Raw genomic sequence first — 14062 nt, forward strand, 5'->3', positions numbered from 1 at the left:
TTTTATCATGCCTTCAAACTAAATTGTTTCAGTGACTGGCACTCATAATTTTCAGAATTGTTTGCGTGCCTGGCACTAAAAAAGCATGCTAAGTTACTTGAACTGCTTCTAATTAGGAGCCGATTCAGATACTTAGCATACTTTTTTACTTTATGACAGTTCTTGTGCACTTGTTCATGTGCTAGATTTGTTGTAATTGTTCGTGCTGATTGGCTCTGACCTTTTCTATAAAAGTAGCATAGCCAATAAATCCTTGAATGCTTCTGACGGTTGCGACTTTCTCTTGTTGTTCCGCTACAGATTTTTCGTTGGACTCCGCTTGTTGCTCCATTATTTCCTGAAATGTCATGGGATTCGGCTTAGGCAGCTCTGCAGTAGAAATGGCTAAACTATCACTACCGCTATACGATTTTAAAAAGGCATTTGCCATTTGACGATATCCTTCAAAATTAGGATGGACATCTGCTATATTTGGCAAGTAGCGAGTAGCTTGCAAGCCAAAAGCATCGTAGACATTAACATAAGTCATCCCTGCCTGCTCAGCTTGTTGTTCTAAAATCGTATTTAACTTTAAGAGCTGTGCATTCGTTCCCTCTTTTTGTGTTGCATGTACAGTGGGATAGGCAAAATAATAGCCCATGATATAGACTTTCGCATTGGGTGCGCGTAATTTTAGCTCAGCTAATAAATCCGCCATATTTTTGCGCGCAATATTTAATGCAAAATCTACTTGAAGCTGTGAAAATGTTAACGTACCAGCAGATGGGTTAACCTGCACAAGACGTAGTAAATCATTGGCACCTGCGGAAATAGTAATTAGCGTTGCATTGGCTAGTAGCGCACTTGCTTCTTCAGACTTAACACGCTCTAAAACATCTGCCGTTGTGAAACCAGGAAAAGCGAGCTGCTTTGTATAGTGATTCAATTGCCCAATCATTCCTAATCGCATCGCAACCAAATCGCTATAACCTGCATCAATTTCCTGATACGGTGTTTGACCAGCCGCTAAGGAATCTCCAAGTGCTACATAATTTTCACCACGTGCAAAGGCAGATGAAACACCAAGTGTTAACGAAAGTACAGTTATACTTACTAGGCTTATTAGTCGTTTCATCTGCTCACCTCACAATAATTGTCGTTAGCCTATTAAAAAGCCCAGCTACCTTTACGGAAAATTGGCTCCACAGTGCCATCTGGTAAAATACCGTCAATATCCATGTCGCCGCTACCAATCATAAAGTCCTCATGTGTTACTGAAATATTGGCACCTAATGCTTCAAGTTGACCATTTTCTAAATCTCTTCCACCTTCTAAACAAGTTGGATACGCTTCACCAATCGCTAAATGGTTGGATGCATTTTCATCAAATAATGTATTAAAATATAAGATCTCTGAAGCTGAAATTGGGGATTCATGTGGGACAAGTGCAACTTCTCCTAAATAACAAGATCCTTCATCGACAGCGATTAACTCTTGCAATAAATCATGCCCAACTTGCGCTTGTGCATCAATAATTTTTCCTTCTTCAAAGGTAAGCTTAAAGCCATCAATAATATTGCCTTGGTATACTAATGGCTTGGTATTGCTTACATACCCCTCGACACCTTGTTTCATTGGTAGGGTATACACTTCTTCCGTCGGCATATTAGCGATAAATACAGTACCTTCAGGTGTTCTGCTCCCACCAGTTAGCCATTTATGCTGTGGTGCTAAAGCAATCGTTAAATCTGTGCCTGGTGCAGTATAATGTAGTTTTGCATATTTTTTATTATTTAATAATGCAGCTCGTGATTCTAAGTTTGCAACATGCGTACGCCAGTTTTCAACCGCATTGCCTTCACCAATATGCACCGTTTTAAAGATTGCTTCCCAGAGCGCTGGTACTTGTTTTTCCACTGCTAAATTCGGGAATACTTTTCCTGCCCACTTAGCTGATGGTACAGCTACAATCGACCAAGCGATTAAATCCTTCATCACGGCATTGCGATAGTTTTTCAATGCAGCACCTGATACTTTTTGATGTGTGGCTAATCGCTCAACTGGAATACCAGTTAATTTGTCTGGATCTGCAGCATCAATCCATAATAATGCCCCTTTGCGTTCGATTAGCTCATCACGCATTTTAACAACCCATTCTGGGAAACGATTTAATTCTTCATCAGATGCATGCTCGAAATAAGCACGGTCCATCTCATCATCTGAAAAATTCACATGAACACGACCAGCTCCAGCCTTGTATGCCTCTTTCACTACTAAACGCGCAAAGTCTATTGCTTCCACCGAAGTATTAACTAATAAGTATTGCCCTGGTTGAATATTGACACCAACCTTCACCGCAAGCTCAGCATATGCTTGTAACTTTTCTTCAAATGTCATATTATTTCCCTCGCTTTTGTCCGATTGTTTTTGAATTACCTTCTACTAGCTTGCCATCGTGCCATATTTTTTGCACAGGTTTGCCAGGCACTTCACGCGTCCACTTTTTATATGTTTTTTCATCGTTGTATGATAACAACGTAAGGACTTCACCATCTGCTCCCGCTCGACCAGTACGGCCCGAACGATGCAAATACTGTTCAATTGTACGTGGTACATCGACATGAATAACATGTGTTAAACCGGCAATATCTAAACCACGTGCGGCTATATCAGTGGCGATTAAAATACGCGCTTCTCCTTTACGGAATGCATCTAATGCTTTTTTACGTTCTTCTTTTTTCATATCAGAATGTAAAGTGACAATTGGCGCTGAACGATATTGTAACTTCGTTTCTTTCATTAATAATTGATCGATATTATTGACGAAAGCAAGCGCACGTAACCCTTCTGTATGCGCCATTCTACGTAATAAGTCCGTTTTATCACGTTCTTCTACTTTCACAAATGAATGGACAACTTTGCCAACCTTCACCATATCTTCAGGTTTAATTTTGAAACGTAAAGGTTCAAACATCATGCGGCTAGCGACTAATTCAATTTCCTCCGTAATTGTCGCAGAAACCACAACTACTTGGCGTCCGTAAGCCGCACCTTCGATAAATGATTTTACGACAACGCGATACTCGCGGCTCAATAGCTGATCGCATTCATCTAAAATAACGGTTTCAATTTCTTTTAACTTCAATTTCCCTGAACGCACTAATTCGTTTAGGCGACCGGGTGTACCAACTACGATTGTCGGTTTCTTCTTTAACTTCTCGATTTGTCTTGCAGAGTTTGCTCCGCCAATTAGTTGTTGTACTGTAATATCAGTACCGGCAATCCATTCACGGATGACCTCGACAATTTGCATTGCTAATTCTTGAGACGGCGCAACAATCAGTCCTTGTGTTTGCTTTTTCGCCCCATTTACTTTATTTAGTAATGGCAACACATAGGCCAATGTCTTACCTGAGCCTGTCGGTGATTCTGCTACAATATCTTTGCCTTCAAGCATTGCTGGAATCATTTCTTCTTGAATTTTCATCGCTTCTTCAAAGTTCCATTTTGCTTGCAATTCTTCTTTTAATAAATTAATTACTGACATGTTAATTCCCACCTTATTATCCTGCTTGACACTAGTTTAACACACTAACTGTGCACAAGCATTTTCCTGCTAAATAGATTGTTCGCGTTATTTTGATGTAGGCCTGTATGGAAAAGGCTCACCCTTTTTCAACAGGTGAGCCACATGTTAATCCACTAATTCATAACCACATGCTACAATAGCACATTCCGCTAAAACGATTAATGAATCTATATATTTATCACATAATTTTAAATCTCGATTGACGATAGATAACTCTGTACATCCTAGCACGATACGATCACAATTTAAAGCCAACATTGCCTCTTCGATAGGCAGCCAATCTTCTGTCGTTACATCTTTGCCAGCTTTCACATAATCGTAAATGATTGACATCACTTTTTCTTTCATAGGATTATCTGGTATAACTGGTGTAATACCATATTCCTCTAAAGCGCTTTGATACATACCTGAAGTTAACGTACCGGTTGTCGCTAAAATACCAACGCGCTTTGCCCCTAAATCATGCGCACGTTTCGCCGTTTCACGAATCATATGCAACACAGGAACTGGAGAGCCTTGCGCTAATTCATCATAAAAGGTATGCGCCGTATTACACGGAATCGCAATTAAATTCGCTCCAACAGAAGCTAATTTTTTTGCATCCTCAACCAATACTGGAACAGGGTTTTCCTTTGTATTATCCAAAATAAAGGCCGTGCGATCTGGAATATTTGTATCATTGTCAATAATAGTATGGACATGCTCCTGATCTTTTGTTGCCTTTGTACGTCTTACAATCATTTCGCCAATAAACATTGTTGCAAGTGGACCAACGCCACCAATTATACCTAGAGTTTGTTTTTTCATGAGTTAGACAGACCTTTGTTGTTAAAATATTTCTTATATTTGCGATAAAAGCTTAAGTTTTCAAGCGTTACATTTAACCAACGTTTCGCATTCATATCTTTATAATTAAAAATAGAATCCGTTGCTAAACCTTGGCGAATTAAACTCTTTGCTTCCATCACAAGCTTGTCATTTAATACGTATTTAAATAATACACCATTTGGCACAATCGTCCAGAGGTGCTTGTTCTGCACATATGTAAGCTGTTGTTTACTCCCTCGAATAAAATCATCCGCTACATACTGCATTAAATTATAGCCGCTTGCCGTCACATAATAATTCGATAGTTCATTATGTAATTCTATACTTAACAATTTGTACAACCCATCACGTTCATCAAATTTCATATCGAATGTAGCAAAGCCTTGAAATTTTAGCGCCTCTAGAAATGTTTTCACACATTCCATTAGTTCTTTGTCGTAAGTGGTCATAATGGCGACATAACGCCCAATACCATCCGGTGAATGCTCTTCTAAAATGGGGTTCCCTACAGATAGTAGCTTGACTTTGTGATCTTGTCCAACATAAGCATTCACAACACGCATATTAGCATCTTCGCCTGGAATATATTGCTGAACCATTAAGTCATCGCGATATGCTGACTCCTTATAGATTGCTTGGAAAATAGCATCTTTTTCTTCTTCATTTTGTGCAATATATACCTTTTTCTTACCAGGGAAAATACAACTTGCGTACTTCGTCATATTCATCGGCTTAATGACAACTGGATAGTCAAGTGTCTTCAATTCCTCGTAATCATTGACCGTACATACATGCATATCAGGATAATGGAAACCATACTGTTCGCACAACTGATACATGCTTTCTCGTGTTAATAATTGATTTGCAAGGTGTTCATCGACATAGGGAATTACATAATCATCACATAGCTCCTCTTTATGATGCACAATTTTCTTTACATAAAACTCATCACAGGCTAAAAGCAATAACTTCTTTTCGGGAAATTCTTCTGCAATGGCTTGTAAAGCAACAACAAAGCGCTCTTCAATATGCAACCTTGGTACTTCACGAAAAGTGAATAAATCACTTTGGTGAATTTTTTCCATATTCGTATGATTTAATGCAAGTGGTTTAACGCCATAGGACTCGTAAAATGCTCGTGCCATGCCGTAAGCATTCATTTCATCGCCCAATAAAACTGGTAAAAAAGTGTGCTCAATGGCCATTCTACTCAACTCACTTTAGCTTTTTATTTATTAGTGTAACATACTTTCGTGCAATCCTAGCTGCGCTCTATAGCACTCCTCCATACATTATTTATGAACCGCTACCGCTTGCATATTTAGCTCCTGATAGCTCTTAAAAAATTCATCTACATTGTATGAAACATTGCCTTGCAATGGATCCATTACGACAACTTGTTTATTTGAATAACCGGTTAATACGACTGCATGTAAATTTATGTACGCATCACGTTTCAACGTTTCTCCTTCATAAATCCATCCTTTATTGCCAGTTGTTTTAGGTGTCGATAAATCAAGCGTTACCCATACAACAACCGGTACCCCCTCCTCAACAAGCTCTAAAATATCACTTTGTGATGCACCGCTCATATTCGTTACCCGCAAGTTGGATTGCTTATCTGCAATCACCGCTTCTGCCGCTTTCACAATTGGCGCAGCAAAGACATACATACCATTGGCCTTATCGCGCGGATTTCCTGCGTAAGCAACAGCTGGATTCGGCCCATATCGCTGACCACCTGCTGTATAAATATTCTGTTTAGGCAAATAGGTATCAGCCATTTCAAGCTTTGTCACATCCATACCATAATAATTTAAAATAGCAGTTAGTGAGGTAATTTCACAACCTTGGGGAAGCTCTGGTTTTTGCATAATGACTGGAACTGCTAGCTCCTGTTCTGCTCTAGAGGAATGTGCTGGCAATCGGTAATAGGGCTTGGTCACGTCATACGTAAATTTTTCGATTGTCGTATAGCCATCATTGTCACCAACGTTATTAAGCGTTGTTGCAGTAATCGTATATTCCCTACCTTCTACAAGGTTTGTAAAAGTAGCTTCTCCCTCATCAGAGCCCATCGCTTCTTCGATTTTCTTACCAGACTCCACATCTGTCAGTTTTATATATAAATTAGGAATCGGTGCACCACTATTAAATTCTACCGTCAAAACTGTTAATTCATTTTTAGGTCGACTCTGCTTTGTAAATTGATTACAACCAGAAAGTAGCATGATAATCATAATCCCTACTATTAAAAGACGTTTATAATCCCTCCACAAGACAAATTCCGCTCCTATCTTTCGAAGAATTAGTCAATCTTCTATACTATTTTTACTATTTGTCGTAGTCTCATTATACGCTAATTTAGTAGGTGTTCATATTTTATCCTGCTACTTTTCAATGATTAGACAAAACTAGTGCACTTACTGCTACTTTAAGTAGTTGCTATTTTAGGTCGTAGTGTGTGTTTTAACACCTTTCCAGATGCATTGCGCGGTAGCTGCGCTAAAAATTCAATGTCAAAAGGTACTTTATATTTGGCAAGCTGTGTTTGACAATAGGCTAAAATAGTAGCCTCCTCTAACACCTTTCCTTCCTTTAATACAACAAAGGCTTTTGGTACTTCCCCGTATACTTCATGTGGTAATCCGACAACTGCTGCTTCTAAAATTTCTGGCAGTTGATATAAAACTTCTTCAATTTCAATTGGATAAATATTTTCCCCACCACGAATAATCATATCTTTTTTGCGATCTACTATATATAAGTAACCTTCTTCATCGAACCTTCCTAAATCACCTGAATAGAGCCAGCCATCTCGAATTGTTCGAGCCGTTTCTTCCTCATTGCGTAAATACCCTTTCATCACCTGTGGCCCTCTCACGCAAATTTCTCCAACCTCGCCTGCTGGTACAGTTTCTCCCAAACTATCTACTACACGAACTTCTGTCTGTGCTAACGGTTTGCCGACTGAACCGATTTTCGTCAATGCATCAGCGTCTAACAGTGATGTAGCAGCCGGTGAATTTTCAGTTTGTCCATATAAATTTTGCACGTTTACATTCGGTAATGCCTCTTTCACTTGCTTCACAAGTTCATATGGCATCGGAGCCGCTCCATAACATAATAAACGTAAAGCTTTAAAACGATGATTCTTAAATGCAGGTGTGTTTAATAGAATTGTATACATGGAAGGGACACCAAAGAAAATTGTCGCCTGCGTTTTAGCAAGTTGCTCTAATGTATTTATAGGTGAAAAGCTTTCCTCTATAATTACGGTTCCACCTTTATAGAACATCGGCATGGCAAATACATGCAGTCCCGCACAATGAAACAATGGCGTACAAATAAACATCCTATCTTGAGCGGTCATAGTCATCGATGCTGACCAAATAGCCGCCGTCGATGCAATATTTTGATGCGTTAGCATGACACCTTTCGGCTTGCCTGTCGTACCGGACGTATACATAACAACTGCCGTATCATTCGCATGTAATGGGGTAATCGTTCTTTGGCCCTGACAGTTTTCGATAACCTCTTTCATTTCCTTTAAGCCGATTATATGTGGAAATGAATAGCTAACATCCGCTAATACTTCGGCTATTCGCTCATCATAAATAAGCCCTTTTGCTTCAGAGTGTTTGACAATAAAGTCTACCTCCCGTGCTGCTAACTTCGTATTAATAGGCATTACAACAAAACCGGCTAACTGAATACCCATGTAAGCAATTAAAAATAAATCAGAATTAAGTGTATATAATGCAATGACATCGTCTTTTTCAAACCCCTGTTGTTGCAAATACGCAGCAAATCTTTCTGTATGCTGATAAAACTCACTATACGTTACTTTTTGTTGTGCATAAATTGTCGCAATAGCATCTGGTTGCTGTGTAGCATAATGTTGTAAAATATCCGTCATAAACATCGTCATCATAAACCCCCTCATTATTTTTCGTTACTAATGTCATTTTACTTCATCAAAAAAAGATTCTGCTAAAAAGTAAGAAAATTCAGATTACAATAACCATTTTATCAAGCTACCATTTCGTTAGCAATTTTTCCTCACATTCAAAATATGTATGCTATGTCACAAAATATTCTTATACATATTACTTTTCTATCAAATTCTGTTAGGTGTATGATACTTGTAAAATTATTTGAAAAGAAAGGCCTGATAATGATGCTGTATGCACTTTTAGGAGATTTACATTCTAATATTGCTGATACAAAAGCAGTATTAACTCATATACAACAAACAGCGAAAGATGCTGAAATAATAGGATTAGGCGATTTATATGAATGTACAGTGAGTAAGAAAAAAGCAAAAACGATATCAGGCTTACCTTTGCAAAAAGCCGCAATTATTGAAAATGATTTCGAGCAATTACTGACATTCCCGTCAATACGAGGTAATCAAGAAGAACGCATCACACATGTTACAGGCATTGAGCGCTTTATTACATTGCCTGAAATAATGGATATTGATGGTGCAATGCTTATTCATGGACACCAATTCCAGTGGAGTGTTTCCTGGCAACCTATGTTCCCAAATATTGATAAGCAAATTCTTTTTTTCGGACATAGCCATGAATCAGGGATTTATCGTCAAAATAAAAAGTTGCCAATTCGGATTCATTTTGGACAACCGATTGAGTTACAAGCAAAACAATATCGCATCAATGTCGGCTCTGTAGTGGATCACCGTGAGTGGTGCCTCTATGATAGCGACAAGCGAACTGTCACTTTTATGTGCGCATCGTCCTTCGAAGCAAAGTATGCAGTTGGTATTTAACTTAGATACCAACTGCATACTTTAATCTCGTTATGACTACTAAAACGTTGATATTCGCTACTGCGGTACTTTCCGCAAGAGTCACAGCCCTCGCTACCATCAACTAGTATCGCCTATTAATAAAATATTTCCCACTTTCTACCTCACAGCAAAAGCAATCCCTCATTACAACGAATTTTGCTACAGCTACTTTCATTCCTTTAAAAGAAACCTTTGATTGTCGCAGAAAGTAGCGACTACAGTGGTATTAACTTTAGCTGAAAGCCCTGTAGGAACGAAGCATTTTAATAGTAGATGCTACTCGTTGATTGGAGTGGAAGGCGCGACACTCCTGCAGGAAAGCACGAGCTGAAAATCCATTTTGCGGCGACCCGCCGCAAAATTAGTTGAAGCCGTGCCTGCGGAAAGGGAGCGCCTGGAACGGAAATCAGCTTGCACTTTGTGGCAGGTTGTACTATGAAAAAGTGGAGTGGTAAGTGCTTGATGGATAACAACTGTCTACTCATTCCTTTAAAAGAAACCTTTGATTGTCGCAGAAAGTAGCGACTACAGTGGTATTAACTTTTGCTAAAAGCCCTGTAGGAACGAAGTATTTTAATAGTAGATGCTACTCGTTGATTGGAGTGGAAGGCGCGACACTCCTGCAGGAAAGCACGAGCTGAAAATCCATTTTGCGGCGACCCGCCGCAAAATTAGTTGAAGCCGTGCCTGCGGAAAGGGAGCGCCTGGAACGGAAATCAGCTTGCACTTTGTGGCAGGTTGTACTATGAAAAAGTGGAGTGGTAAGTGCTTGATGGATAACAACTGTCTACTCATTCCTTTAAAAGAAACCTTTGATTGTCGCAGAAAGTAGCGACTACAGTGGTATTAACTTTTGCTAAAAGCCCTGTAGGAACGAAGTATTTTAATAGTAGATGCTACTCGTTGATTGGAGTGGAAGGCGCGACACTCCTGCAGGAAAGCACGAGCTGAAAATCCATTTTGCGGCGACCCGCCGCAAAATTAGTTGAAGCCGTGCCTGCGGAAAGGGAGCGCCTGCAACGGAAATCAGCTTGCACTATACAGCGCTACGGGGTGTTTACCTGATTAGTATTTATCAATAAAATAAAACGCTAAAATTGCGAACAATTTTAGCGTTTTACTCTTAACAATCACAATCTTGTGCCGCATCAAGTAATTTTTGCATTTCATCAATTTGACAACATAGTGTTTGAATCATGCATTGAAGTATTGGTATTAACTCTTGGCATATGCAGAATCTTAAAACATTTTGGGCGAGTCGTACACCTGCTTGATGGTGAACAATCATATCTTGTAGATAATTTACATTGATGCTATTAGAAGTTGGTGGTGAGCATAATGCTTGGAACATCGTTTCAGCAATATCTTTAAATGTACACATATATTCATATAATTCATATTCTGAATTTTGGACGATACAGCATCTGTTTTGTATTGCTTCTAAACTATCTACTATTTCAGTATGCGTTTTGATCACTTCTAATGCGAAATTTTGAACGGGGATATTCGTTGTATATTGCAAAACATTTTCGGACATTTTAATGGCGGCTACTTGATGTGGAATTATTTGTTTGATGAAATTTTCAGATATGCTACATGTTATCGTGACATACGTCATCCCTTGCATCATCTTGTTGATTATTCTTTTGTTTTCCTCTAAATATGCCTGTGTTACATTACTAAGTGGAATTGGTTTGGTCATTAGACACACTCCTTTCAGAGTAATGTATGCCAAATAGGTTGTTGTGTGATAGACATTTGTACCACCAAAATCGCTAATAATGCCAAGGATTATCTATATCTCTTTATATGTATGTAAACAATTTTGACAAATGCACTTTTTAGGTTCCTTAGAGATTGCCTTTATAATACCTTCTGGGAATTTTTCGGTCATACACCAGCATGTCTTTTGACCTTCTACTACGCCACAATGATTTTCCTTCCCACATATTGGGCAACGCTGTTCTTCATATTGCACTTCCACACACTCCTTTCCATTCCATTGTACTGTACAAGAAAAGGAGTACGACATACATTTTTTGTTCGCACTCCCTTTATTATCATTACTTGCGCATAGATTGATCTATTTCCGCCTTCACTTCTTCACTGTTTGTATCACTATATAGGGCAGTACCAAACCCACCGTTTTTAGCTAATATCTCTTTTACTTCGTTATAAGATAAACCGGCTTGAGCATTTTTACGTTTTACTTCACTAATATTTGTACCGGACACCGTAAGCTGTTCTTCATTTATATTATGCAAGTAAACCCATCCTTCCTATAATTCATCAGGCTGCATTTCTATCAGTTCGTCTCCCTCTCTTTTCACCCTTTTATTGAGTTCTTCAATTGGGATAATATCAACCGTTTGCATATCTTCATGCAAGTCAAAAATGCTAATTGTATCCGAATCAACCATATCTGGCTTGTCCTTACTTGATAAATTCATAAATATTCTCTTCTCATGTGGCACATTTTCTTTGTCCATGTTTGCTCACTCCTTTTCCATTAATATGTGTAAACATGCAAAAATTATGTGTTCTACATTGTGACTGTTTTATCTACACGATGATATTCGGAAATTTGAATGACCGGTGAATTTAGATAATAAAGAAACGTATACAATAGAACAAATCAATGGATAACAACTAAGTAGTTATAAAAAAATTTAGACGTGCAACTACTACTGTAAATATTAATCAAAAATTAGGGGATCATTATTTTTCACATCTATACTAAGATGTTGAAGGGGAATCTAAATATACATAAGCATATTGCGATTACGCTAAAAAACTATAAGTTCAGTATATTTAGTCATTTTTTTATTTAAAAGTTCATTTATTTTATAATCAAGTTTGGTCTTATCAGCGTTACTTAATATAGGGGAAATGGTTAAGCTTTCAACACCTTCGAAAAGACTATTGTTGTTTTCCATATTTATTAACAAATCATACTCTTGATAAAATATATTCTTTTTGAAAGCGTAAAGGTTCAAAGAATATGTTTGTATATTTGTTCCGTATTTAAATGTTAGGTATTCTGAAATACTTTCTTGTTCAATTTCAGATTCAGTAATAATCGCTATCGATACAGTTTGTATCTTTTTTATTCTCAGTTGGCTTATTGAAAGAAAATAGTAAAGCGCAAATATATCAATTTCTTTTATTTCAGGAAGAAAATTATACTGCTTAAATAACTTTAATGCTGCTTCTTTTACAAGAGCATAAAAAGGATGATCTTTACAAATATTTATGTAACCACTTAACTCATTTAATCTATTATTAGTTCCTAAGCGTAAATCAATATAGTAAAGTTCAGTATACCTACTTAATCCTTCGACGAGCTTTATATCTGAAGAGAAATCAAAATAAAAATTTTTAGATATATATTCTAAAAAATCAAAAATCATACTATAACGCATATTAGTATCCTTTAAATTATAAATTTCACCTATAGTTAACTTTCTTTTGCGGATTAAATAGTTAAATAAATTTGTTGCATAATAAATGATCTCACATTGTTTCATATTTTTATCCATATAATTTGGGAAAAACGATTGTAACTTTTTAGTTATATTTATATAAAGGGAGCTATCTTCTGTAGGAAAATTTTCATATTGTATATAGCTTGAAAGTCGACTCCTAATATGCAAAATTTCCATTGAAATTGACAATTTCCTTAGACCTTGTGGTGTCAGATTTAAACTATTTAATATACAAATCTCGTCAATTTTCTTCACAAAGAGTTCTTTGTTAAAAAATCTTATTTCTGATAAAGAACGAGATAGATAAAAATCATAAAATTGTTGCATCAAATTTCTAATGTTTTTCTCATCACCTTGAATCGTTAGCACAGGGGTAGTAACTAATGTCAATTTATATTCTTGAAGCCATTCTTTAATTACTTTAAATTTACGGTATACTGTGGATTTGCTCATATTTAGAATAGTTGTTAGTTCATTGACGGAGTATATATTTTTTTCAAAAAGTAACATGATTATTTTAAAAAACACATTGTCTTTATAAAGAATTTTCAACGCATCTTCTATTAGTGAAGGAGAAATTATATCTAAATGGGCTTCCCCAGATTTTATAAAAAAATTGGTGTTACTTAATACCTCCATTAAAAAATGGAGTTCTTTTTCTATAGTTGATCGTCCAACTTGTAAATGTTCTGCCAATTCATCAATCTTTGCTTTTCCACTTTTACAATAAAGATAAATCAGTATTTTTTCTGGGCGATCTAAAAACCTTTCCATAGTCCATCAGCTCCTTTTTTATTTTATCAATAAACTAAAATTTAAAATTAAAACACTCCGATACTAAAAGTTTCTTAAAAAATATAAAGACAAAGCCATTAGCGACTTTGCCTTTATATCGAGGATATAGATAATAGTTTATTGCAATATTAAGGTAATTTTATTGTAATTTTCTGAAGATGAATTTTTGTTGCATGTACTGCCTAATTATTCTTGCTCGTCCGCTAATAAGAGTTCAAACTCAATATCCAACATAATCTGATCCTCTATTGCATCCTTTAACGCATCCTCTAATAATTCAACATCTTGTGACTCCTCTTCTGATAAATCTCCTGATAGCGCATCCTCTAACGCAACTTCTGCCTCTAGCAAATCAGCAACTAGTTCTGCTTCCTCCTCTGATAAATCTTCTAGTAACGCATCCTCTAACGCAGCTTCTGCTTCTAGCAATTCAGCAACTAGTTCTACTTCCTCCTCTGATAAATCTTCTAGTAACGCATCCTCTAACGCAGCTTCTGCTTCTAGCAATTCAGCAACTAGTTCTACTTCCTCCTCTGATAAATCTTCTAGTAACGCATCCTCTAACGCAGCTTC

Annotated in this window: 14 protein-coding genes; 1 reads left to right on the forward strand and 13 read right to left on the reverse strand. The window is 37.1% G+C overall.

Translation table 11 applies throughout. From position 1 onward, the window contains the following. Positions 1–181 precede the first annotated feature (181 nt). From C9J37_RS24145 to C9J37_RS24175, 7 genes are all read right to left on the reverse strand, one after another. Entirely contained in the window at positions 182–1114 is a 933-nt protein-coding gene (locus C9J37_RS24145) for an SGNH/GDSL hydrolase family protein (protein WP_107897446.1), read from the reverse strand. A gap of 32 nt (positions 1115–1146) precedes the next feature. Beyond that, complete coding sequence (locus tag C9J37_RS24150) at positions 1147–2376, reverse strand: aminopeptidase (protein ID WP_107897447.1); 1230 nt, start codon at positions 2374–2376, stop codon at positions 1147–1149. A 1-nt stretch (position 2377) separates the two neighbouring features. Next, on the reverse strand, positions 2378–3526 hold the full coding sequence (locus C9J37_RS24155) for a DEAD/DEAH box helicase (protein ID WP_024364515.1): 1149 nt from the start codon (positions 3524–3526) through the stop codon (positions 2378–2380). A gap of 147 nt (positions 3527–3673) precedes the next feature. Beyond that, positions 3674–4375 (reverse strand): cysteate racemase, encoded by a 702-nt coding sequence (gene cuyB, locus C9J37_RS24160; protein ID WP_107897448.1) that lies wholly within the window; start codon positions 4373–4375, stop codon positions 3674–3676. Beyond that, the gene (locus C9J37_RS24165) at positions 4372–5601 is read right to left on the reverse strand and encodes a carboxylate--amine ligase (RefSeq protein WP_107897449.1); all 1230 of its coding nucleotides are present in this window, start codon (positions 5599–5601) and stop codon (positions 4372–4374) included. The genes cuyB and C9J37_RS24165 overlap by 4 nt, the downstream gene beginning before the upstream one ends. Before the next feature lie 87 nt (positions 5602–5688). Further along, on the reverse strand, positions 5689–6675 hold the full coding sequence (locus C9J37_RS24170) for a C39 family peptidase (RefSeq protein WP_235617235.1): 987 nt from the start codon (positions 6673–6675) through the stop codon (positions 5689–5691). A gap of 155 nt (positions 6676–6830) precedes the next feature. Continuing rightward, positions 6831–8327, reverse strand: a complete 1497-nt coding sequence (locus C9J37_RS24175; RefSeq protein WP_107897450.1) for a class I adenylate-forming enzyme family protein — start codon at positions 8325–8327, stop codon at positions 6831–6833. A 249-nt stretch (positions 8328–8576) separates the two neighbouring features. On the opposite strand from C9J37_RS24175, the gene C9J37_RS24180 reads away from it, so the two are divergent. Next, a complete protein-coding gene (locus C9J37_RS24180; protein ID WP_107897457.1) occupies positions 8577–9188 on the forward strand; it encodes a metallophosphoesterase family protein in 612 nt (203 codons plus the stop codon). 1144 nt (positions 9189–10332) lie between these two features. On the opposite strand, the gene C9J37_RS24185 is transcribed toward C9J37_RS24180, so the two are convergent. The 6 genes from C9J37_RS24185 to C9J37_RS28570 all read right to left on the reverse strand — a co-directional run. Then, positions 10333–10911: a DUF305 domain-containing protein gene (locus C9J37_RS24185; protein WP_107897451.1), complete on the reverse strand. Its 579-nt coding sequence runs from the start codon at positions 10909–10911 to the stop codon at positions 10333–10335. A 93-nt stretch (positions 10912–11004) separates the two neighbouring features. Beyond that, positions 11005–11187, reverse strand: a complete 183-nt coding sequence (locus C9J37_RS24190) for a cysteine-rich CWC family protein (RefSeq protein WP_107897452.1) — start codon at positions 11185–11187, stop codon at positions 11005–11007. An 85-nt stretch (positions 11188–11272) separates the two neighbouring features. After that, the gene (locus C9J37_RS24195; RefSeq protein ID WP_107897453.1) at positions 11273–11473 is read right to left on the reverse strand and encodes a gamma-type small acid-soluble spore protein; all 201 of its coding nucleotides are present in this window, start codon (positions 11471–11473) and stop codon (positions 11273–11275) included. A gap of 15 nt (positions 11474–11488) precedes the next feature. Then, positions 11489–11698, reverse strand: coding sequence for a YczO family protein (locus C9J37_RS24200; RefSeq protein ID WP_024364507.1), 210 nt, complete (start codon positions 11696–11698; stop codon positions 11489–11491). Between the two features lie 297 nt (positions 11699–11995). Next, complete coding sequence (locus C9J37_RS24205) at positions 11996–13468, reverse strand: helix-turn-helix domain-containing protein (protein ID WP_107897454.1); 1473 nt, start codon at positions 13466–13468, stop codon at positions 11996–11998. Between the two features lie 207 nt (positions 13469–13675). Further along, positions 13676–14062, reverse strand: a 387-nt coding sequence (locus tag C9J37_RS28570; protein WP_201262211.1) for a hypothetical protein, incomplete at its 5' end; no start/stop codon positions are given.

The organism is Lysinibacillus mangiferihumi, from assembly GCF_003049665.1.
GTDB classification, from domain to species: domain Bacteria; phylum Bacillota; class Bacilli; order Bacillales_A; family Planococcaceae; genus Lysinibacillus; species Lysinibacillus mangiferihumi.

Excerpts from the sequence above, each read along its gene's own strand:
- C9J37_RS24145 (WP_107897446.1), bottom strand. The coding sequence starts at position 1,114 with ATGAAACGACTAATAAGCCTAGTAAGTATAACTGTACTTTCGTTAACA.
- C9J37_RS24150 (WP_107897447.1), bottom strand. The coding sequence starts at position 2,376 with ATGACATTTGAAGAAAAGTTACAAGCATATGCTGAGCTTGCGGTGAAG.
- C9J37_RS24155 (WP_024364515.1), bottom strand. The coding sequence starts at position 3,526 with ATGTCAGTAATTAATTTATTAAAAGAAGAATTGCAAGCAAAATGGAAC.
- cuyB (WP_107897448.1), bottom strand. The coding sequence starts at position 4,375 with ATGAAAAAACAAACTCTAGGTATAATTGGTGGCGTTGGTCCACTTGCA.
- C9J37_RS24165 (WP_107897449.1), bottom strand. The coding sequence starts at position 5,601 with ATGGCCATTGAGCACACTTTTTTACCAGTTTTATTGGGCGATGAAATG.
- C9J37_RS24175 (WP_107897450.1), bottom strand. The coding sequence starts at position 8,327 with ATGACGATGTTTATGACGGATATTTTACAACATTATGCTACACAGCAA.
- C9J37_RS24180 (WP_107897457.1), top strand. The coding sequence starts at position 8,577 with ATGCTGTATGCACTTTTAGGAGATTTACATTCTAATATTGCTGATACA.
- C9J37_RS24185 (WP_107897451.1), bottom strand. The coding sequence starts at position 10,911 with ATGACCAAACCAATTCCACTTAGTAATGTAACACAGGCATATTTAGAG.
- C9J37_RS24200 (WP_024364507.1), bottom strand. The coding sequence starts at position 11,698 with ATGGACAAAGAAAATGTGCCACATGAGAAGAGAATATTTATGAATTTA.
- C9J37_RS24205 (WP_107897454.1), bottom strand. The coding sequence starts at position 13,468 with ATGGAAAGGTTTTTAGATCGCCCAGAAAAAATACTGATTTATCTTTAT.